General features: G+C 67.6%; 18 protein-coding genes and 1 pseudogene. 9 read left to right on the top strand and 10 right to left on the bottom strand.

Annotated elements, in window-relative coordinates; all coding sequences use genetic code 11:
* Nucleotides 1-14 precede the first annotated feature (14 nt).
* The 3 genes from ACFSC3_RS07620 to mgtE form a co-directional block, all read right to left on the bottom strand.
* Complete coding sequence (locus ACFSC3_RS07620; RefSeq protein ID WP_380939813.1) at nucleotides 15-509, bottom strand: peptidylprolyl isomerase; 495 nt, start codon at nucleotides 507-509, stop codon at nucleotides 15-17.
* A gap of 231 nt (nucleotides 510-740) precedes the next feature.
* Nucleotides 741-1,148, bottom strand: a complete 408-nt coding sequence (locus tag ACFSC3_RS07615; RefSeq protein WP_380939812.1) for a DUF1489 family protein — start codon at nucleotides 1,146-1,148, stop codon at nucleotides 741-743.
* Nucleotides 1,149-1,164: 16 nt separating this feature from the next.
* Nucleotides 1,165-2,568, bottom strand: coding sequence for a magnesium transporter (mgtE, locus tag ACFSC3_RS07610; RefSeq protein WP_380939811.1), 1,404 nt, complete (start codon nucleotides 2,566-2,568; stop codon nucleotides 1,165-1,167).
* A 177-nt stretch (nucleotides 2,569-2,745) separates the two neighbouring features.
* Between mgtE and ACFSC3_RS07605 the strand changes: the two genes are divergently transcribed.
* The gene (locus ACFSC3_RS07605) at nucleotides 2,746-3,180 is read left to right on the top strand and encodes a peptidylprolyl isomerase (protein ID WP_380940885.1); all 435 of its coding nucleotides are present in this window, start codon (nucleotides 2,746-2,748) and stop codon (nucleotides 3,178-3,180) included.
* 273 nt (nucleotides 3,181-3,453) lie between these two features.
* Here the strand turns inward: ACFSC3_RS07605 and ACFSC3_RS07600 are convergent, their stop codons facing one another.
* Nucleotides 3,454-4,338 carry a LysR substrate-binding domain-containing protein gene (locus ACFSC3_RS07600; protein WP_380939810.1) on the bottom strand — a complete coding sequence of 295 codons (885 nt, stop codon included), beginning with the start codon at nucleotides 4,336-4,338 and terminating at the stop codon, nucleotides 3,454-3,456.
* A 329-nt stretch (nucleotides 4,339-4,667) separates the two neighbouring features.
* Between ACFSC3_RS07600 and ACFSC3_RS07595 the strand changes: the two genes are divergently transcribed.
* Nucleotides 4,668-6,968, top strand: coding sequence for a CDC48 family AAA ATPase (locus ACFSC3_RS07595; RefSeq protein ID WP_380939809.1), 2,301 nt, complete (start codon nucleotides 4,668-4,670; stop codon nucleotides 6,966-6,968).
* On the opposite strand, the gene ACFSC3_RS07590 is transcribed toward ACFSC3_RS07595, so the two are convergent.
* The gene (locus ACFSC3_RS07590; protein WP_380939808.1) at nucleotides 6,937-8,226 is read right to left on the bottom strand and encodes an MFS transporter; all 1,290 of its coding nucleotides are present in this window, start codon (nucleotides 8,224-8,226) and stop codon (nucleotides 6,937-6,939) included. The genes ACFSC3_RS07595 and ACFSC3_RS07590 overlap by 32 nt on opposite strands.
* A 144-nt stretch (nucleotides 8,227-8,370) precedes the next feature.
* Here ACFSC3_RS07590 and ACFSC3_RS07585 point away from each other — a divergent pair, with 144 nt between their 5' ends.
* The 6 genes and pseudogenes from ACFSC3_RS07585 (at nucleotide 8,371) to ACFSC3_RS07560 (ending at nucleotide 14,473) form a co-directional block, all read left to right on the top strand.
* Complete coding sequence (locus tag ACFSC3_RS07585) at nucleotides 8,371-8,985, top strand: class I SAM-dependent methyltransferase (protein ID WP_380939807.1); 615 nt, start codon at nucleotides 8,371-8,373, stop codon at nucleotides 8,983-8,985.
* A gap of 10 nt (nucleotides 8,986-8,995) precedes the next feature.
* Nucleotides 8,996-10,057: pseudogene (locus tag ACFSC3_RS07580) on the top strand (type III polyketide synthase); the annotation flags it as partial.
* Nucleotides 10,054-10,743 (top strand): methyltransferase domain-containing protein, encoded by a 690-nt coding sequence (locus ACFSC3_RS07575; protein WP_380939806.1) that lies wholly within the window; start codon nucleotides 10,054-10,056, stop codon nucleotides 10,741-10,743. The pseudogene ACFSC3_RS07580 and the gene ACFSC3_RS07575, both read left to right, overlap by 4 nt.
* Nucleotides 10,722-11,801 (top strand): NAD(P)/FAD-dependent oxidoreductase, encoded by a 1,080-nt coding sequence (locus tag ACFSC3_RS07570; protein ID WP_380939805.1) that lies wholly within the window; start codon nucleotides 10,722-10,724, stop codon nucleotides 11,799-11,801. Before ACFSC3_RS07575 ends, ACFSC3_RS07570 begins: the two co-directional genes overlap by 22 nt.
* Nucleotides 11,802-11,833: 32 nt before the next feature.
* A complete protein-coding gene (gene msrB / locus ACFSC3_RS07565) occupies nucleotides 11,834-12,232 on the top strand; it encodes a peptide-methionine (R)-S-oxide reductase MsrB (protein ID WP_380939804.1) in 399 nt (132 codons plus the stop codon).
* A gap of 66 nt (nucleotides 12,233-12,298) precedes the next feature.
* The gene (locus ACFSC3_RS07560; protein WP_380939803.1) at nucleotides 12,299-14,473 is read left to right on the top strand and encodes a transglycosylase domain-containing protein; all 2,175 of its coding nucleotides are present in this window, start codon (nucleotides 12,299-12,301) and stop codon (nucleotides 14,471-14,473) included.
* On the opposite strand, the gene ACFSC3_RS07555 is transcribed toward ACFSC3_RS07560, so the two are convergent.
* From ACFSC3_RS07555 to ACFSC3_RS07545, 3 genes are read right to left on the bottom strand one after another with little or no spacing between them, the layout of a single operon-like run.
* Complete coding sequence (locus tag ACFSC3_RS07555) at nucleotides 14,446-15,078, bottom strand: M48 family metallopeptidase (protein ID WP_380940884.1); 633 nt, start codon at nucleotides 15,076-15,078, stop codon at nucleotides 14,446-14,448. The two genes, ACFSC3_RS07560 and ACFSC3_RS07555, sit on opposite strands and share 28 nt — an antisense overlap.
* Nucleotides 15,079-15,125: 47 nt before the next feature.
* Nucleotides 15,126-15,572, bottom strand: a complete 447-nt coding sequence (locus tag ACFSC3_RS07550; protein ID WP_380940883.1) for a YcgN family cysteine cluster protein — start codon at nucleotides 15,570-15,572, stop codon at nucleotides 15,126-15,128.
* On the bottom strand, nucleotides 15,560-16,168 hold the full coding sequence (locus ACFSC3_RS07545; protein WP_380939802.1) for an SCO family protein: 609 nt from the start codon (nucleotides 16,166-16,168) through the stop codon (nucleotides 15,560-15,562). Before ACFSC3_RS07545 ends, ACFSC3_RS07550 begins: the two co-directional genes overlap by 13 nt.
* A 56-nt stretch (nucleotides 16,169-16,224) precedes the next feature.
* On the opposite strand from ACFSC3_RS07545, the gene ACFSC3_RS07540 reads away from it, so the two are divergent.
* On the top strand, nucleotides 16,225-16,824 hold the full coding sequence (locus ACFSC3_RS07540; RefSeq protein WP_380939801.1) for an ankyrin repeat domain-containing protein: 600 nt from the start codon (nucleotides 16,225-16,227) through the stop codon (nucleotides 16,822-16,824).
* Nucleotides 16,825-16,984: 160 nt separating this feature from the next.
* Here the strand turns inward: ACFSC3_RS07540 and ACFSC3_RS07535 are convergent, their stop codons facing one another.
* Both ACFSC3_RS07535 and ACFSC3_RS07530 read right to left on the bottom strand, forming a co-directional pair.
* On the bottom strand, nucleotides 16,985-17,491 hold the full coding sequence (locus ACFSC3_RS07535) for an MmcB family DNA repair protein (protein WP_380939800.1): 507 nt from the start codon (nucleotides 17,489-17,491) through the stop codon (nucleotides 16,985-16,987).
* A gap of 37 nt (nucleotides 17,492-17,528) precedes the next feature.
* On the bottom strand, nucleotides 17,529-18,206 hold the full coding sequence (locus tag ACFSC3_RS07530; RefSeq protein ID WP_380939799.1) for a cell wall hydrolase: 678 nt from the start codon (nucleotides 18,204-18,206) through the stop codon (nucleotides 17,529-17,531).
* Nucleotides 18,207-18,212 lie beyond the last annotated feature (6 nt).

The raw sequence follows: 18,212 nt of genomic DNA, 5'->3' as shown, positions 1-18,212 counted from the left end.
AAGGGAGGGGCGATTTAAGGGGCCACCCGGCGCACGGTCAGCACCTTGACCGGCGGCTCGAGCATCTCGCCCTTCATCACCCCCTCGCCTTTGGTCGGCGAGCGTGGCGAATTCCAAATCGTCTTCACCACATCCATCCCCTCGACCACGCGGCCGAACACCGCGAAACCAGGGTCGTCGGCCTTGGCATCCAGCCCGGTCATATCGCCGACGACGATAGAGAAATCCGCCGTCGCCGTCCCTGGCGCCAGCCGCGCCATCGAGATCGCGCCATCGGTGTGGGTCAGCCCGGTCTTCGACGTCGGCTCATGCGCGATCCCCGGATAACGCTTGGCCATGTCACGCTGCCCGGCCTGGATCAGCCCGGCGTTCCACGGCAGCTTCATCGATCGGTAGAAGGTGATGTTGTCCAGCCGCTTGGCGTCGACATATCGCAGGAAATTGGCGGTCGTGACCGGCGCGCGATCCTTTTCGAGCGCGATCGTGATCGGGCCAGCGGTGGTGGTCATGACGACCTTGACCGTCGCGGGGGTCGGGGCCGGGGGTAGCGTTGCTGCGGGAGCAGCAGGCGTCGCCTGCAAAAGGGCGGCGATCAAGCAAGCGAACATCGTCATCCTTTCAGTCAGCAAGCACGCAAACTGCCATAGTTCGTCATTCCGGCGAAAGCCGGAATCCAGGGTTACCTCGCACACGCCATGCTTCATGGCCCCGGATCCTGACTTTCGTCAGGATGACGTTGGCTAGATAAGCGCCAGATCGCTCAGCTTTCCGATCAACGCCGCCGGCATCACCGCCAGTCCCTCCACCCCGCCGCCCAGATCGGCCGGCGCGTCCGCATCCTCCAGATAGCGCCAGCCCTGATGCGCGCGCTTGCCCCGCGGCTGGACCGGGATCAGTTCCGTCCCCAACAGGATCGCGATCCGCCCGCCGTCCGCTTCGCCGAAACCGACGATCGGCGAGCGTGCGACCAGCTGATGCTTGATGATCCAGTAAAGCGATCCCTGCCCGACGATCTCCTCATGCCGCTTGGGCAGGTAGCGCGTCGTCAGCAGCAGGCCGGTGCCTTCCGCCGCACGCAAGCGCGCGCGCTCTTCCAGCGACGGCAGGGAATCATGTCCGAAGGCGACCTTGGTCAGATGGAGCGGCATGCCGCCCCGATGTGGGTCAGCCCCCCAGCCCCCACAAGGCGGCAAGGCCGAGGAAGGTGAAGAAGCCCAGCGAATCGGTACAGGTCGTCACGAACACCGATGAGGCGACCGCGGGGTCGACGTCCATCCGGTCGAGCGTCACCGGCACCAGCACGCCCGCCAACCCGGCGACGATGTTGTTGATGAACAGCGCGAGGCCAAAGACGATCGCGAGACTGGAATTCCCGAACCAGACATAGGCCCCCGCTCCCACCAGCAACCCCAGCGCCGTCCCGTTGCTCGCGGCGATGCGCAATTCGCGGAAGATCATGCGGGCCGTGTTGGAGCTGGTCAGCTGATTGGTCGCGATCGCGCGGACAACGACGGCCAGCGTCTGCGTCCCGGCGTTGCCCCCCATGCCGCTGACGATGCCCATCAGCTGGGCGAGCACCGCGAACTTCGCGATCCGCTCGTCGAACAGCCCGACGATGGTCGCCGCGATCATCGCGGTCGGCAGGTTGATGAGCAGCCACGTCAGGCGCGTGCGGACCGTCGAGCGGATCGGCTCGTTGATGTCGCCGTCGCCTGCGCCCGACAGCAATAGCGCGTCCTCGCCCGCCTCGGCCTGGACGATGTGGACGATGTCGTCGACGGTAATCATGCCGACCAGCCGCCCGCTGGTGTCCACTACTGCGGCGGAGATCAGCGCATATTTCTGGAAGCGCAGCGCGACCTCTTCCTGATCCATGTCGACCGGGATCAGCGTCTGTTCGCGCTTCATGACGTCGGCGATGGCGATGCCGCGCGGGGTGCGCAGCAGCCATGACAGCTGCAGCGTGCCGATCGGCTTGTGCCGCTGGTCGACGACGAAGATTTCCCAAAAGTCGGTCGTCAGGTCGTCGTTGCGCCGCAGATAGTCGATCGCGTCGCCGACCGTCCAATGCTCGGGAACCGCGATCAGCTCGCGCTGCATCAGGCGGCCGGCGGATTCCTCCGGATAGCTCAACGCCTCCTCGATCGCGGCGCGATCGTCGGGCTCCATCGCGCGGAGCACTTCGCGCTGGTCGTCGGCGTCGAGATCCTCGATGATCGCGACCGCGTCGTCGGTGTCCAGCTCGGCCGCCAGTTCGGCGACCTCCTGCGGCTCCAGCGCGTCGATCAGGTCCTCGCGGACGTAATCGTTCATCTCCGCAAACACGTCGGCGTCGACGAGATCGTGGAGCGCATGGGCCAGGCGCGGGCGGTTCTCGTGCCCGGTCAGCTCGAACAGGTCGGCGATGTCGGCCGGGTGCAGCGGCTCGACGAGTTCGCGCGCGCGCTCGACGTCGCCAACCTCAACCGCGTCGAGCACCGCGCGGACGAATTCGGGCTTCAGCCGGTCGTCCTCGTCCAGCTCCCCGGCATCTTCGGCCGTCATCTGGTCAAGTTCGGTGTCGCTCATCCCGCCCTCCTGACCGACGCAATCCTGGATCAGCGTGCGCTTACCCTTGCCGGACGGCGTTTGTCAGCGGAAATCGCCCGGACCGGACCGTCTCCGCGTTTGCCACCGACCGGCGAGACGCCTAGGAAAGCCCCAAATCCACCATTTTGGGAGTTCCCCGTGGCCGATACCCTGACGATGACGCTCGATACCGGCGAAGTGAAGATCCGCCTGCGCCCTGATCTGGCTCCCGGCCATGTCGAGCGGATCACCCAGCTTGCCAACGACGGCTTCTATGACGGCGTGGTCTTCCACCGCGTCATCGATGGCTTCATGGCTCAGGGCGGCGACCCGACCGGCCGCGGCACCGGCGGCTCGAAGCTGCCCGATCTGAAGGCGGAATTCAGCCGCGAACCGCACGTCCGCGGCGTCTGTTCGATGGCGCGCACCATGGACCCGAACAGCGCTAATTCGCAGTTCTTCATCTGCCTGGACGATGCGACCTTCCTCGACGGTCAGTACACTGTGTGGGGCGAAGTGGTCGACGGCATGGACGCGGTCGATGCGCTGCCCAAGGGCGAGCCGCCAGCGAAGCCGGGCAAGATCGTGTCGGCACGGGTTGCAGGCGAGTAACGCAGTTGATCGCCGGCTCGGCATCCCGTGCCGGCCGGCGTGCGTAGCAACGGCCGACGACGGCGTGGCTTTGCCACGCCGTTTTTCGTGGGGGCGGAGAAGTGCCGCGGTGCTGGGCGCGACGGCGATTAGCAGCGCTAGAGTCGGTTTCGATCGGCTTTGTTCCACCGTTCGTGCTGAGCGACGTCGAAGCACCTTGTGGAAGGCTGCCCTTCGACTTCGCTCAGGGCGAACGGGGCTGAACAAAGCTGATCGCTCCCGCCTCTAGCAGCGCTAATCTGCCGCCACCGTCTCCACCAACCAATCGTGGAACAGCCTGACCGGCCGCGTCTGCAACGCCCGCGGGCGGCACGCGAACCAGTAGCTGTAGTCGCTTTCCACGGTGATCCCGAACAGCTTCACCAGCCGGCTGTCGTGTGCGGCCTCATAGTGCGATTCGAGCATGAAGGCGACGCCCAGCCCCTGCGCGGCGGCCTCCAGCATCAGTGAGCCCGAATCGAAATAGTCGAACGCAAGCGGCTCCAGTCCCGGATAGCCTGCCGCCGCGCGCCATTCGCTGAACGTCTCGGGCATGTCGCGGTGGAGCAGGACGGTCAGCCGACTCATCTGCATCGGATCGATGACCGGATTGGCCCCTTCGAGCAGCGAGCGATGGCCGATGACATAGACGCGGTTCCGGTCGAGCCGCCGCGCGTAGAGCAGCGGGTCGATCTCGCGCGCGATGACGATCGCCGCATCCAGTCCGTCACCCAGCCGCGTCGTACCATGTCCGCCCGTATCGACGTCCAAGTGAAGCTCGGGATGCCGCCGCTTCAACTCGCCCAGCCGCGGCAACAGCCGCTGCGTCGCAAACAGAGGCAAAACGCCAAGACGCAGGCGCAACAGCTCGACGCCACTTGTCATCGCCTCGACCGCGTCGGACATGGTGTCGAGCGCGGGCGCGATGCCCTGGAGCAGCCGTTCGCCATCGGGATTGAGTTTCAGCGCCTGATGCCGGCGTTCGAACAACGGCTTGCCAACGAAACGTTCAAGCGCCTGCACGCGCCGGCTGAGCGCGGGCGAAGATAACGCCAGTTCCTCCGCCGCCGCCTTGATCGACCCAAGGCGTGCGACCTGAACGAACGCCTCGATCGCGGTCAGGGGCGGTAGCCTACGCATGTGCGGAATAGTGCATTGCGAGGGAACTCCTGTCAAAACTGCAATTGCAAACGTTGCCGCAGTTGCAAAAATTGCACTTCAAACGGTTTCTTTCGCACTTGCACAATGACGTGCTGCGGCGCACATAGAGCAGGCCTTTCAGGCATCCTCTCCTAAAACTTTCCGGCCGGTCCCAAGGGATCGGCCTTTTTTTTGGCCATCGAATCAGCGGCGTATGCTGGCGTAGCGCCGCTTCGCGACACTGATGTGACCGCGCCTCTCGCCCAGCCGGAACCGGCTTCCTATCTCGCGCGCTTTCGGACATTCACGCGAAGACTGGGAGGGGCCGCATGGCCGACGACGACGCACCGACCCGCAAGTTGCAGGTGGCCAATGCGCGACCGGAGGATTCGGGCCGGGGCCTGGCGCATATCCCGCGCTCGCTGATGGCGGCTCTGGGCATTGCGCAGGGCGACGTGATCGAGATCGTCGGCAAGCGCACCACGCCCGCCCGCGCCGTCCTGCCCTATGCCGAGGACGAGGGGCTAGAGATTCTGCGCATCGACGGTCTGCAACGCGCCAATGCCGGCGTCGGATCGGGTGATTTCGTGGAAGTTCGCAGGGGCGAATCGAAACCCGCGACCCGCGTCGTCTTCGCACCCGCCGCCAAGAATGTCCGGCTCCAGGGCCACCCCGCCGCGTTGAAGCGCAGCTTTATCGGCCGGCCGCTGTGCGCCGGCGACACGGTCGCGACGGTCGGCCAGCAGCGCGTGGCGGGCGGCGATTTGCCGCCGAACATCGCGCAGATGCTCAATGCTCCGGCCTATGCGCTTCAGGAAATCCGCATGGGCGTGGTGTCGACCACGCCCAAGGGCATCGTCCATGTCGACGAGAATACCGAGATCGAGCTGCGCGCCGATTATGAGGAGCCCAAGGAGTCGCGGCGCGCCGACGTGACCTATGACGACCTGGGCGGCATGGCCTCCACGATCGACCAGCTGCGCGAGATGGTCGAGCTTCCCCTGCGCTATCCCGAACTGTTCCAGCGGCTGGGCGTTGATCCGCCCAAGGGCGTGCTGCTCCACGGGCCGCCCGGCACCGGCAAGACCCGCCTTGCGCGTGCGGTCGCCAACGAATCGGATGCGAACTTCTTCCTGATCAACGGACCCGAGATCATGGGTTCGGCCTATGGCGAATCGGAAAAGAAGCTGCGCGAGGTGTTCGAGGAAGCGGCGGCCAACGCCCCCTCCATCGTCTTCATCGACGAGATCGATTCGATCGCGCCGAAGCGGGATCGCGTGCAGGGCGAGGCGGAAAAGCGGCTCGTCGCGCAGCTGCTGACCGTGATGGACGGGCTGGAGGCGCGCGCCAACATCGTCATCATCGCCGCGACGAATCGCCCGGAAGCGATCGACGAGGCGCTGCGCCGCCCAGGCCGGTTCGATCGCGAGATCGTCATCGGCGTGCCGGACCAACGCGGGCGCCGCGAGATCCTCGGCATCCACACCCGCGGCATGCCGCTGGGCGAGGGCGTAGATCTGGACGAGCTGGCACGCACGACGCACGGCTTCGTCGGCGCGGACATGGCCGCGCTGGTCCGCGAGGCGGCGATCGAGGCGGTGCGCCGCATCATGCCGCGCCTCAATCTGGAGGATCGCAGCATTCCAGCCGATGTGCTCGACACGCTGTCGGTCAGCCGCGACGATTTTATGGAGGCGCTGAAGCGCGTCCAGCCGTCTGCGATGCGTGAAGTGATGGTCCAGGCTCCGACCGTCCGTTGGGACGATGTCGGCGGCCTCGACGACGCGCAGGAGAAGCTGAAGGAAGGCGTCGAGCTGCCACTGAAGGATCCCGACGCCTTCCGCCGGCTCGGTATCCGTCCCGCCAAGGGCTTCCTGCTCTACGGCCCGCCCGGCACCGGCAAGACGCTGTTGGCGAAAGCGGTCGCGCGCGAGGCGGAGGCGAACTTCATCGCCGCCAAATCGTCCGACCTGCTGAGCAAATGGTATGGCGAGAGCGAGCAGCAGATCGCGCGCCTGTTCGCCCGCGCGCGTCAGGTCGCCCCGTGCATCGTCTTCATCGACGAGCTCGATTCGTTGGTCCCCGCGCGGGGCGGCGGGCTGGGTGAGCCGCAGGTGACTGAGCGGGTCGTCAATACGATACTGGCCGAGATGGACGGGCTGGAGGAACTGCAATCGGTCGTGCTGATTGGCGCGACCAACCGCCCGAACCTGATCGACCCCGCGCTGTTGCGCCCGGGCCGGTTCGACGAGCTGATCTACGTCGGCGTACCCGATGCCGCCGGGCGCGAGCGGATCCTGCGCATCCAGACGACCAAGATGCCGCTCGATCCGGACGTCGACCTGAGTGAAGTCGCGCGGCGGACCGATCACTTCACCGGCGCCGACCTGGAGGACGTCGTCCGCCGCGCCGGCCTGATCGCGATCCGCCGATCGCTGTCGGCGGCGCATGTGACGATGGCGGATTTCGACAAGGCGCTGTCCGAATCGCGGGCCTCGGTCACCCCGGAGATGGAGGAGGATTATCGCGCGATGTCGGCTCGGCTGAAGCAGGATGCTGTGGCGATCCAGCCGCTCGGCTTCATCGCGCCCGGCACGCTTAAAGGGCGCGGACCGAAGGGCGCAGACTGACGATAGCATAGGCGAAGAGCAGGACGAGGGCGGCCGCTGCGGCAAGATAGGGCAGCGGCCGCCAGAGTTCGTACAGCCCGACGCCGATCGATGGCCCGAGCACGAACGACGCGCCGTTGACCGAGGTGATCTTTCCCGCGACCGACCCTTGCGCCTCCGCCCCCACCGCCAGCGACGACCCTGCGGTGTAGCCCGGCCGGACGAACCCGAACCCCATCGCCGCCAGCGCATAGCCCGTCGCGATGCCATAGAGCGACGTCGCCGTCCCCGTCGCGACACAGCCGATTGCCGCGACGACCAGACCAATCGTTACCAGCGCGCGCGGGCGCAGGTCGAGCAGCGGGATCAGCCCCCACTGCACAAGCAGCGCAGCGCCGGCGCCCATCATCAACACCAGCCCGGTCGGTTGCAGCGCCTCGATCGGTGGCAAGCCAAGCCGGTCGATGACGAGAAAGCCGATCGCCTGCCCCGTCATCGCCTGGGCATGTCCCATAATGAGACCGACGATCACCCACACCCGGATGCGCGGGTCGAAATAGCCGACCCGCTCGCCGGGCGCGCTGGTGGCGGCGGTGACGCTCGCTCCCGTGGGTTGCCCGCCGATCGAGGGATAGGCCGATGCCGCGCCATGCCCGCCCAGGCTGTCGCGTGGCAGCATCACCGCGACCGCCGCCAGCATCGCCGCCCCGATCGCCACGGCGGCGAACGCCGGGCCTGCCAATCCGATCTCGACGGCGCCGATATGGCCGAGAACGAGATATGGCGCGACCGCCGGACCCAGGATCGTCCCCAGCCCGAAGGCCGAGGCAAGCAGCGCCAGCGCGCGCGTGCGCTCCTCGCGCGACGTCCGCCCAGCGACGATCGCCTGCACCGCGGGCGGCGCGGCCGAGCCGAAGATGCCGTACAGCATCCGCCCGACGACGAAAGCCGCGAACGCTGCCGTACCCCCGATCCAGCCGTTGATTCCGGCCAGCAGGAACAGCCCGCACACCGACAGCGAGGCGGTAAATCCGGCCATCCCCAGCAACACCATCGCCCGCCGGCCATGGCGGTCCGATCGGTTCGCCCACAGCGGCGCACACACGACCCAGGCAAGTGCGGACACCGAAAACGCTGCGGCAACTGCGCTGTCGGCGACGTCCAGTGAACGACCGAGCGCCGGCAGCACCGATTGCAGCGCCGTATTGCCCGCCGCGATCACCAGCATCACCGCAAACATCAAGGCAAAGGTGCGGTCGAGGGGCACGGGGCGCGGCATCGTCCCGCGAACTTGGCGCAGATGGCCGCGACCGCGCAACCTTTCCCCGTTCCGCGCGCTTCGATACGCTATGCATGTGCTTGCATGTTCGCGCCAAACTTGCGACGCACGCTGCCCGAAGACTGGTTGCTTACAGGGATTTCCATGAATTCATCGGCTACGAGCGCGGTGCGCTTACGAAAGCGCCATGCCGGCCGGCCCTCGCCATGGGGCATGTTCTTCCGCGGTTTTCTGAAGCACCCGGTCATGGTCGGGTCGGTCATGCCATCGTCCGACCGGCTGATCTCGCGCATGCTGGCCCCGGTCGATTGGGCGAACTGCAAGGTCTTCGTCGAATATGGTCCCGGTGTCGGCACCTTCTGCGGTCACATCCTCGACCGCATGGCGCCCGATGCGCAGCTGATCGCGATCGACACCAATCCCGATTTCGTCGGCTATCTGCGCGACGGCGTCCATGATTCCCGGTTCTCGGCCGTCCACGGTTCGGCCGCCGACGTCGAACAGATCGTCGCCGATCACGGCGCGGCCTCGGCCGATTTCGTCCTGTCGGGCCTGCCCTTCTCGACCCTGCCGCCGGGTGTTGGCGAGACGATTGCCGAGGCGACGCACCGCGTCATCCGCCCCGGCGGCGCGTTCCTGGTCTATCAGTTCAACCCGCGGGTTAAGAATTTCCTCACCCCCCATTTCGCACGCATCGACCAGGCCATGGAATGGTGGAACGTCCCGCCGGCCCAGCTCTGGTGGGCGTGGAAGGACTGATTGTACGCCAGCCACCGCGCACATCGCCGCGTTCGGAACCGCCGTTCCGAATCATGACATCCACCAAGCCTTCATCGACTGGGCCGCGCGGCGGCTGACCGACCCGCGGACCGCCGCAGTCTTCTCTCGCATGGCGGCGCGCTCGGGCATCGCGCATCGCTGGTCGGTCCTTCCGCAGACGGACGGCGGCGGGTCGCCTGTCGCCACGGGGGGCTTCTACGCCAACGATCTGCTGCCCGGCACTGCCGCGCGCATGACCGTCTATGCCGACGCCGCCCCGGCCCTTGCGCTCGACGCCATCGCCGACCTGTCGCAGCGCGCCGATCTGAACGGCATCACGCACCTCGTCGTCGCCAGTTGCACCGGCTTCGTCGCGCCCGGCATCGACCAGCGGATCGCGCGCGCACTGGGGGTCGACGCATCGGTCGAGCGGCTGCTGATCGGCTTCATGGGCTGCTACGCCGCGGTGACCGCGCTGCGCAGTGCCCGCCACATCGTCCGCTCGGAACCCACCGCCCGCGTCCTCGTCGTCACGGTCGAGCTTTCGACTCTTCATTTGCAAGCGGTCGACGACGTCGAGCCTTTGCTGGCGATGCTCCAGTTCGGCGACGGTGCCGCCGCCGCGCTCGTCACCGCCGAGCCGCGCGGGCTGGCCCTCGACGCGCCATTCGCGACGACGCTACCGGAATCGGACGCGCTGATCCGCTGGGACATCACCGATCGCGGCTTCGCGATGCATCTGTCGGGCGAAGTACCCGCCCGGATCGCCGCCGGCCTCGCCGATCCCGTCTTCGCCGCAGCAGCGACCGGCGGGCGCGATCCGGCGACCATCGACGGCTGGGCGGTCCATGCCGGCGGACGATCGATTCTCGATGCCGTCGCCCATGCGCTGCACCTGCCCGACGACGCGCTGGCAGATTCCCGCGCGGTGCTGCACGACAATGGCAACATGTCGTCGGCGACGCTGATGTTCGTCCTCGCCCGGATGTTCGCCCGGCGGGTCGAGCGCGGCGTCGCGCTCGCCTTCGGTCCCGGCCTCGCCGCCGAGGGACTGGGTTTCCACAGCGCATGACGCTCGCGGTCCGGTCGCATGCCGAGGAGCGGATGGACGCGCCCGACCTGCCGGCCGCCGACTATGCCGCGGTGCTGGGCGACCTCGCCCAGGTCAACGCTGTCACTCTCGCGGCCCGACCGACGCTGGCTTTCCTCGACGAAGTGTCGCGCGGCGCAACTTCGCTGCGCATCCTGGATGTCGGCTATGGCGACGGCGACATGCTTCGCCGCATCGCGCGCTGGGGGAAGCGCCGCGAAATCATGGTCGATCTGGTCGGGATCGACCTCAATCCTTCGAGCGCCCCCGCCGCGCGGGCCCACACGCCGGGCGAGCTGACCGTCGACTATCGCACCGGCGACTATGCCGGTCTGGCGGGCGAGGGATGGGACGTGATCCTCTCCAGTCTGGTCGCGCATCACATGACACATGATCAGTTGCTCGCTTTCCTGCGCTTCATGGAGGCGCAGGCGGCACGCGGCTGGCTGGTCAACGACCTGCATCGGCATCACGTCGCCTATGCCGCCTGGCCGTGGCTCGCCCGCGCCTTCCGCTGGCATCCGATCGTCCGCCACGACGGCCACCTCTCGATCGCCCGCAGCTATCGTCCGGCGGAGTGGGCGCCGATCCTGGCCGAGGCAGGCATCGCCGATGCGCGCGTCCGCCGTGTCTTTCCGTTCCGGCTATGCGTCGATCGCCGGCGCTGATCCTGGGCGGCGGGCCGGCCGGCGCCGCCGCCGCGATCGCGCTGGCCCGTCACGGCATCCGCGCGACCATCCTGGAACGCACGCGCGAGGTCGGCGACGCCCTGTGCGGCGGATTCCTCAGCTGGCGGACGCTGGCGGCAGTCGAGCGGCTGGGTATCGCGGCGGACGCGCTCAATCCGGCGACGATCACCCGCCTGCGCCTGTGCGTCGGGGATCGCATCGCCGAAGCCCCCCTCCCCGCCCCGGCCCGCGCCGTGTCGCGCGCGCGGCTCGACCAGTTGCTTCTCGACCGCGCGGCCGCACTTGGCGTCGGTATCGAGCGCGGCGTCGCGATTCGTGCGCTCGACGGTCGCACCGCCCGCCTGGCCGATGGCGCCGACCTGACCGGCGATGCGGTGCTGCTGGCGACCGGCAAGCACGACCTGCGCGGAACGCCGCGCGACGCGCCCGCCGCTGTCGACCCGATCCTCGGCCTGCGCGTCCGCCTGCCCGCCGTGCCGGCGATCGGTGATACGATCGAGCTGCACCTGTTCGACCGCGGCTATGCCGGGATCGCGGTGCAGGAGGACGGCGCTGCGAACGTCTGCATGGCCGTCGCGCGGTCGCGGTTGCACGAGGCGGGGTCGGCCCATGATCTGCTCCGGAGCCTCGCCGCCGAGAGCCCGCTGTTTGCCGATCGCCTCACAACGCTCGATTCTGCCGCGCCCGTCGATGCCGTCGCCAACGTCCCTTATGGCTGGCGTACCGCGACGACCCATGACGATGTCTATCGCCTCGGCGACCAGGCCGCCGTCATCCCCTCGCTCGCCGGCGAAGGGATTGGCATCGCGCTGGCAAGTGGCGTCATGGCAGCGGATATGATTGCGGCCGGCGGCTCGGCTGACGGCTATCAGCGCCGCTTCGCCGCCCGCTCCGCCCGCCCCCTGGCTGCGGCTGGTGTCGTCCGTGCGCTGGCGGACCGACCGCTCGGTATTCGCCTGCTGTTGGGGGCGGTGCCCCTGCCGGGTGTGTCCCAGCTTGTGGCAAGACTGACTCGGATTAGTTACCCAAGCCATTGACGAAGCTCGACCCGCCGCACACATCTCCAGCTATGGAGCACGTCAATCTGTCCGAGGCCGAATGGCGTCGCAAGCTCACGCCCGAGCAATATCATGTCCTGCGCGAAGCCGGCACCGAACGCGCGTTCGCGGGCAAGTACGACAATAACAAAGCGGACGGCGTCTACCGCTGCGCCGGTTGCGCAAATCCGCTGTTCGACAGCGACGACAAATATGACTCAGGCTCAGGCTGGCCCAGCTTCACCCAGCCGATGTCGCCGGATGCCGTCACCGAACACAGCGACGTCAGCCACGGCATGCGCCGGGTCGAGGTGCGCTGCGCCGCGTGCGACGGGCATCAGGGCCATGTCTTCCCCGACGGCCCGCCGCCAACGGGCCTGCGCTATTGCATCAATTCGGTCAGCCTGGACTTCCGCCCGCGCGAAAGCTGATAATTTTGCCGCCCTGGGGGCGCTTGTTCACCCTTCGCTAAGCGCGTAATCGCTTGGACGAAGACAATGGCCAATCGTCCCCGCACCCGCTCGCGCAGCGCGCCCAAGCCGCAGACGTCTCGCTGGCGCCGCATTCTCAAATGGACCGTCGCTATCGGCCTGACGACGGCGGTGATGGCGGCGCTCGCGCTGGTCATCGCGGTCTATACCGCGCGGTCCTCGCTCCCCAGCTTCGATACGCTGAAATCATCGCCCAACGGCCAGATGATCCGCGTCCATGCCGCCGACGGCACCGTCATCGTCTCGCTGGGGCCGAGCTATGGCGAATGGATCCCCTATTCGCAGATCCCCTCCGCCATGCGCGAGGCGATGGTCGCGGTAGAGGATCGCCGCTTCTACAGCCATATCGGCGTCGATCCGGTCGGCATTGCTCGCGGGCTCCAGGTCAGCTTTCAGCGGGACAAGCGCGTCGCCGGCGTGTCGACGATCACGCAGCAGTTGGCGCGCAACGTCTTTCTGACCAGCAATCGCTCCTACGGCCGCAAGGTGCGCGAAGGCATTCTGGCGCTGGCGATCGAGCGCAAGTTCACCAAGGACCAGATCCTCGAACTCTATCTGAACAAGGCGTATTTCGGCGGCGGTGCTTACGGTATCGACGCTGCCAGCCGTAAATTCTTCGGCCATCCCGCAACCAACCTGACCCTGCCCGAAGCCGCGATCATCGCCGGGCTGGTCAAGGCGCCGAGCAACTATTCGCCGACCGCCGACGCCGCCGCGGCGGTGGACCGCGGACGTGTCGTATTGCGACTGATGCAGCAGCAGGGCGTGCCCGGCGCGTCCGAAGTCGGCCCCGACGACGTCCGCGCGGTCAAGCTCGCGCCCGAACCGATGCAGAATTCGGTGCGCTATTTCACCGACTGGGCGCTGCCGCAGCTGGAAATGCTGATCGACGAGACGGTCGAGCCGCTGGAGGTATGGACGACGCTGGACCTGTCCATGCAGCGCTCCGCCGACGCCGCGATTCGCGCGAATACGCCCGGCGGCGCGCAAGGGGCTCTCGTCGCGCTCGACCGCGGCGGCGAAGTCCGCGCGATGGTCGGCGGCAAGGATTATGTCGCCTCGATCTACAACCGCGCGACCCAGGCGACGCGCCAGCCCGGCTCCGCATTCAAGCTGTTCGTCTATCTCGCCGCGCTGGAGGCGGGCCGCAAGCCGGACGACCAGGTCGTCGACGAACCCGTGACGATCGAGGGCTGGAGCCCCCGCAATTCCTCACGGCGCTTCTCGGGCACGATCGATCTGCGCACCGCCTTTGCCTATTCGATCAACACGATCGCGGCGAAGCTCGGGCTGGAGGTCGGCTTCGGCACCGTCGCCGACATGGCCAAACGCTTCGGCATCACCACACCCATCAACACCCAGCCGTCGATGGTGCTGGGGACCAGCGACGTCCGCCTGATCGACATGACCCGCGCGTTCGCCAGCATCTCGCAAAAGGGTGTGGCGGTGACGCCCTATGGCATCACCCGCGTCACCGCGAACAACCAGGTCATCTACCAGCATCAGGTCGACACCAGCCGCGTGCTCATCTCGCCGCAGGTCGCTGCCCAGATGACGGATCTACTTCAGACCGCAGTCAACACCGGCACCGCGCGCGCCGCGCAGATCGGCCGGCCGGTCGCGGGCAAGACGGGAACGACCAGTTCGAACAAGGACGGCTGGTTCCTTGGCTTCTCCAGCGGCATCACTACGGGCGTGTGGATGGGTCGCGACGATGCGAAGGCCATTCCCGGCCTGCAGGGCGGCACTGCGCCGGCCCGCGCCTTCGCCGCCTTCATGCGCAAAGCCGTCGCCAACCGTCCGGTCGAGCAGTTCGATACCGAAGTCACCCTGCCCGACTGGCAGCTCGAACCCGATGACGAGGCCTATTATGGCAACGCCGACGCGGGAGCCTTCGTCGATGCCGACGGCAATCCAGTCCCGCCCGAGCAACAGCAGTCGGATGCGCCCCGCGGCGACGACGACGTACCCCCGCCGCCGAACACCGGCGATCCGAATGCCGAGCAACAGCGGCTGGACGAGGAGTGGCTCGATCGCGTGACGGGCCGAGCCCCCCCGCGCGACGCTCGCGACGCCCGCGACCTGCCGCCGCAGCGTCGTCCCGATGGCCCGCGCGATCCCGCTTTCCGGCAGCTACCGCCGGGGCAGCGCGATCAGGACGCGCCGCGACCGAACCAGTGAAGCGTGGCGCCGTTGGTCTTCAGCCAGCGGCGCTCAGGCGTCGGATCGCGACCGTAAAGCTCGGCGACCAGCGCGTGGAAGGCCGGCGAGTGGTTCATGTGGACGCGGTGCGCGACCTCATGCGCGACGGTCGCCCGCCGGACGTCGGCCGGCGCCAGGATTAGCCGCCAGCTGTAGCGGATCGAACCCGATGATGCGCAGCTGCCCCAGCGCGATCGGGTATCGCCGACGCCGACCGCACTGACGCCGACGCCTGCCTTCGCGGCATAATGCGCGGTTTCCTCCGACAGCACGCGCAACGCCTCGCGCCGCAGCCAGCGCGCGATCCGCGCCTCGAAGCCATCCCGCGGGCCGCCCGCGCTGAGCACGCCATCGGCCAACCGCGGCGTACGCGGCCCCGATGGATGCCATGCCAGCATGACGTCATCGCCGCCGAGCGGGATCGTCGCGCCGGGCACGAACGGTCGTCCCTCAGGCAGCTTGGCCTGCTGCGCCGCGATCCAGCCGCGATGCTCCTCGACCCACGCCAGCCCAGCGGCCAATCTGGCACGCTGCGGCAGCACCAGTCGCACCCGACCGCTTGCCGGATCGAACGCCAGCTTCATCCGCCGCGCCCGCGGGTGGCGCACCACCTCGACGTCGGGGGCGGCGCTCACAATTCGCGCTCGACCATATGATGTTCGAGATCGCCGGCGTCATCCTCGCTGACTGTCCAGCCGCGGGTCGACTCGCCGGCTGCATGCACCGCCTCACGGTCGCCGCAGACGAGATAATGCCAGTCGGGCAAGGTCCGCCCTTCCCCGCGCAGTCGGTACGCGCAGGTCGACGGCAGCCAGTCGAGCTCGTCGACCAGCCGCGGCGTCAGGCGGACGCATTCGGCGACATAGGCGTGGCGATGCTTGTAATCCGAACACATGCCCATCCGCCGGTCGAGCAGGCGGCAGGCGACGTTGGTCGGTATCAGCTCGCCAGTGTCCTCGTCCTCCAGCTTGTGCAGGCAGCATTTGCCGCAGCCGTCGCACAACGCCTCCCACTGCGCGCGGTCGAGCTTCGCGAGCGGCGTGGTTTCCCAGAAACGGTCTTCGCTCACTTCACCCAGCGTTGCAGTTCGTCGGCGACCTTGTCCGCGCCGCCCTCGACCGGCAGCAGCGCGAGCGGCTTGCCGTCCGGGTCCATCAGATAGGCCTGCCGGCTATGATCCATCATATAGCCACCGCCCGGCGCGACCTTCCCCTTCTGGAAGAAGATGCCATATGCCTTGGCGATGGCCGTGACCTGTTGCGGCGTCCCCGTCAGCCCGACCATCCGCGGGTGGAAATTGGCGGCGAACGCCTTCACGACCGGTGCGGTGTCGCGCTCGGGATCGACGGTGATGAAGATCGGCAAGACCTTCGCGCCCTTCGCGGCGTCGCGCGCCTCGAACGCCTTCAACCCCGCGCCGATCGTCTGGACGTCGACCGGGCAAACGTCGGGGCAAAAGGTGTAGCCGAAATAGACGATCCGGTACTTGCCCGCAAAGTCGCGGTCGGTGACGGTCTTGCCATCGCCGTTGGCCAGCGTGAACGGCCCGCCGATCCGCGCGCCGGCCAACGGTGGCTCGGCCGGCTTCCCCATCGGCTGCGGGTTGCAGGCGGCAAGCGCCAGAGCAAGGCCGGCCGCGGCTGTCTTCAAGCTGTTCATGGCGCGGCCAGCCATGATCTGATAGGCGATCCTCTGCAACCCCAAGCCACTGACAAAGGCCCGTCTTGCCGATGATCCGTCCCCTCGCCCTGCTGCTCGCCGCGACCGTCGCCACCCTGCCCGCGACGGCACCCGCCCAGCGCATGTCTGACAGCTATGAGTTTCTGAAGGCGGTGAAGGACGCCGACGGGACGAAGGTGACGCAGATGCTCGACAAGCCGGGCTCGACGATCATCAATACGAAGGACACGACGACCGGCGACACCGCGCTGCACATCGTCACCCGGCGCAACGACGCGACCTATATCCGTTTCCTGCTGAGCCGTGGGGCGGCGATCAACGCGCAGGACGCGCGCGGCAACACGCCGCTGCTGATCGCGATCAACGCCAATTGCGACGACTGCGTCGAGACGTTGCTGGCGCGCAAGGCGAACGTGAACCTCGGCAACACGTCGGGCGAAACGCCGCTGATCCGTGCGGTGCAGCTGCGCAACGTCGACCTGGCCGACAAGCTGCTGAAGGCCGGCGCCAATCCCGACCAGGCCGACCGCGTCGCCGGCATGACCGCGCGCGACTATGCGAAGCAGGACGCTCGCTCGCCGCAGTTGACCAAGCTGCTGACCGATGCACCGAAGGCGAGCGCGCGGGCGGTGTCGGGGCCGAAACTCTGAGTGCTTTCACGCTGGCGGGAACCCCGTACCCTCGACGTGATCCATAGCCGTGCTCCGGCGAAGGCCGGGGCGTTGGCGGTCGTCAGCGCTACGAATGCCGACGCTCCGGCCTCCGCCGGAGCACCGGTTGGTTGGCTGGATACGAAACAGCGGTGCTCAGCTATCCGCGCGGGAAAGCCCCAAAAGCCTCGGGATCGACCAGTCCCATGACCCGCCGCGCCGCACGCCGCGCCAGTGCCGTCGTGCACTTGCGTCGCGCGGTCGCCGGCATCGCGACCACCGCCGCCTCGCGCACGATCGCGGCGTCGTAGCGATCGGCGACGATCACCCCCGCCCGCTCGGGCAGGAATGCCTCGCCCTCCAGCGGCGATGCATTGAACCCGGCCGGCACCGCCCAGAAGAAACGGTCGCAGTGCGGCAGATAGTCGGTCCATTTGCCATCGCCCAGCAGGTCGGCGCGCGACACCTTGATCTCGACGATGATCAGTTCGCCCTTCGGCCCGATCGCCATCAAATCGGCGCGACGCCCGCCATCCAGCGGGACCTCCGCGATCGCGACGATATCGTGGCGCAACAGCATCCGGCACACACCCCGCGCGACATCGGCGGCGACGAGACGCTCGACGGCGTCGGGTGTAGATACGTCAAGGGGCGCGACGGAAGCCATCGCGCCCCTTTAGAACATCTAGCGAACGCTGAAAAGATCAGCGATAGAAGACGTGGTTGCCGATCGCGGCGATCTTCGTCGCGCGCCAGCTCGGGGCGACCCGGCGAGCGTGGAAATACAGCGCGTTGTCGGCAGTACCTTCCCACAGGTCGCGCGCGGCGACCTTGGCGACGGCGACAGCGGTCTGCCATCCGGCGCGTCCCTCGGCCGTCGGCACGGTGCCGCCGCGGACGAACGAGAACTGACCGGCCTGGGTCAGCACGGCGCAGATCGACTTGGGGAAGCGGCCCGACTTGGTGCGGTTGATGATGGTCTTCGCGACCGCCAGCTGGCCGGCAAGCGGCTCGCCCTTCGATTCGAAGAAGACGCCGGCGGCCAGGCACCGCATCTCGGCATCGTCGAGTGCGCCCGACTGGTCGGCGACGGCGTCGGCCAGCGTGTCGTAATCGTCGTCGTCCTGATCGTCAGCGACGGCGGGAGCGGATTGGGGAAGCGACTGGACCGTCTGGACCACGGCCGGCTGAATCTTGGTCTGGGTGGCTTCGCTATCCGGCGCGGTGGGCGTCATCGGAACCTGGGGAAGCGCCAGGGCATTGAGCGTCGAGACATGCGCGGAAGGCACTTCCTGCGCGAAACCCGGCGTCGTGGTGCCAAGCAGAAGGCCGGCACATAGAGTAACCGCCGCAAACGATGCGGCGCGAGCGAACAGAGACATTCAACT

The sequence above is a fragment of the Sphingomonas floccifaciens genome, assembly GCF_042681125.1.
GTDB classification, from domain to species: Bacteria; Pseudomonadota; Alphaproteobacteria; order Sphingomonadales; family Sphingomonadaceae; genus Sphingomonas; species Sphingomonas floccifaciens.
This window is presented reverse-complemented; position numbering and strand designations above follow the sequence as displayed.

Excerpts from the sequence above, each read along its gene's own strand:
- ACFSC3_RS07585 (WP_380939807.1), top strand. The coding sequence starts at position 8,371 with ATGAATTCATCGGCTACGAGCGCGGTGCGCTTACGAAAGCGCCATGCC.
- ACFSC3_RS07535 (WP_380939800.1), bottom strand. The coding sequence starts at position 17,491 with ATGGCTTCCGTCGCGCCCCTTGACGTATCTACACCCGACGCCGTCGAG.
- ACFSC3_RS07530 (WP_380939799.1), bottom strand. The coding sequence starts at position 18,206 with ATGTCTCTGTTCGCTCGCGCCGCATCGTTTGCGGCGGTTACTCTATGT.
- ACFSC3_RS07560 (WP_380939803.1), top strand. The coding sequence starts at position 12,299 with ATGGCCAATCGTCCCCGCACCCGCTCGCGCAGCGCGCCCAAGCCGCAG.
- msrB (WP_380939804.1), top strand. The coding sequence starts at position 11,834 with ATGGAGCACGTCAATCTGTCCGAGGCCGAATGGCGTCGCAAGCTCACG.
- ACFSC3_RS07590 (WP_380939808.1), bottom strand. The coding sequence starts at position 8,226 with ATGCCGCGCCCCGTGCCCCTCGACCGCACCTTTGCCTTGATGTTTGCG.
- mgtE (WP_380939811.1), bottom strand. The coding sequence starts at position 2,568 with ATGAGCGACACCGAACTTGACCAGATGACGGCCGAAGATGCCGGGGAG.
- ACFSC3_RS07575 (WP_380939806.1), top strand. The coding sequence starts at position 10,054 with ATGACGCTCGCGGTCCGGTCGCATGCCGAGGAGCGGATGGACGCGCCC.
- ACFSC3_RS07605 (WP_380940885.1), top strand. The coding sequence starts at position 2,746 with ATGACGCTCGATACCGGCGAAGTGAAGATCCGCCTGCGCCCTGATCTG.
- ACFSC3_RS07570 (WP_380939805.1), top strand. The coding sequence starts at position 10,722 with ATGCGTCGATCGCCGGCGCTGATCCTGGGCGGCGGGCCGGCCGGCGCC.
- ACFSC3_RS07545 (WP_380939802.1), bottom strand. The coding sequence starts at position 16,168 with ATGGCTGGCCGCGCCATGAACAGCTTGAAGACAGCCGCGGCCGGCCTT.
- ACFSC3_RS07595 (WP_380939809.1), top strand. The coding sequence starts at position 4,668 with ATGGCCGACGACGACGCACCGACCCGCAAGTTGCAGGTGGCCAATGCG.
- ACFSC3_RS07600 (WP_380939810.1), bottom strand. The coding sequence starts at position 4,338 with ATGCGTAGGCTACCGCCCCTGACCGCGATCGAGGCGTTCGTTCAGGTC.
- ACFSC3_RS07555 (WP_380940884.1), bottom strand. The coding sequence starts at position 15,078 with ATGAAGCTGGCGTTCGATCCGGCAAGCGGTCGGGTGCGACTGGTGCTG.
- ACFSC3_RS07540 (WP_380939801.1), top strand. The coding sequence starts at position 16,225 with ATGATCCGTCCCCTCGCCCTGCTGCTCGCCGCGACCGTCGCCACCCTG.
- ACFSC3_RS07620 (WP_380939813.1), bottom strand. The coding sequence starts at position 509 with ATGACCACCACCGCTGGCCCGATCACGATCGCGCTCGAAAAGGATCGC.
- ACFSC3_RS07615 (WP_380939812.1), bottom strand. The coding sequence starts at position 1,148 with ATGCCGCTCCATCTGACCAAGGTCGCCTTCGGACATGATTCCCTGCCG.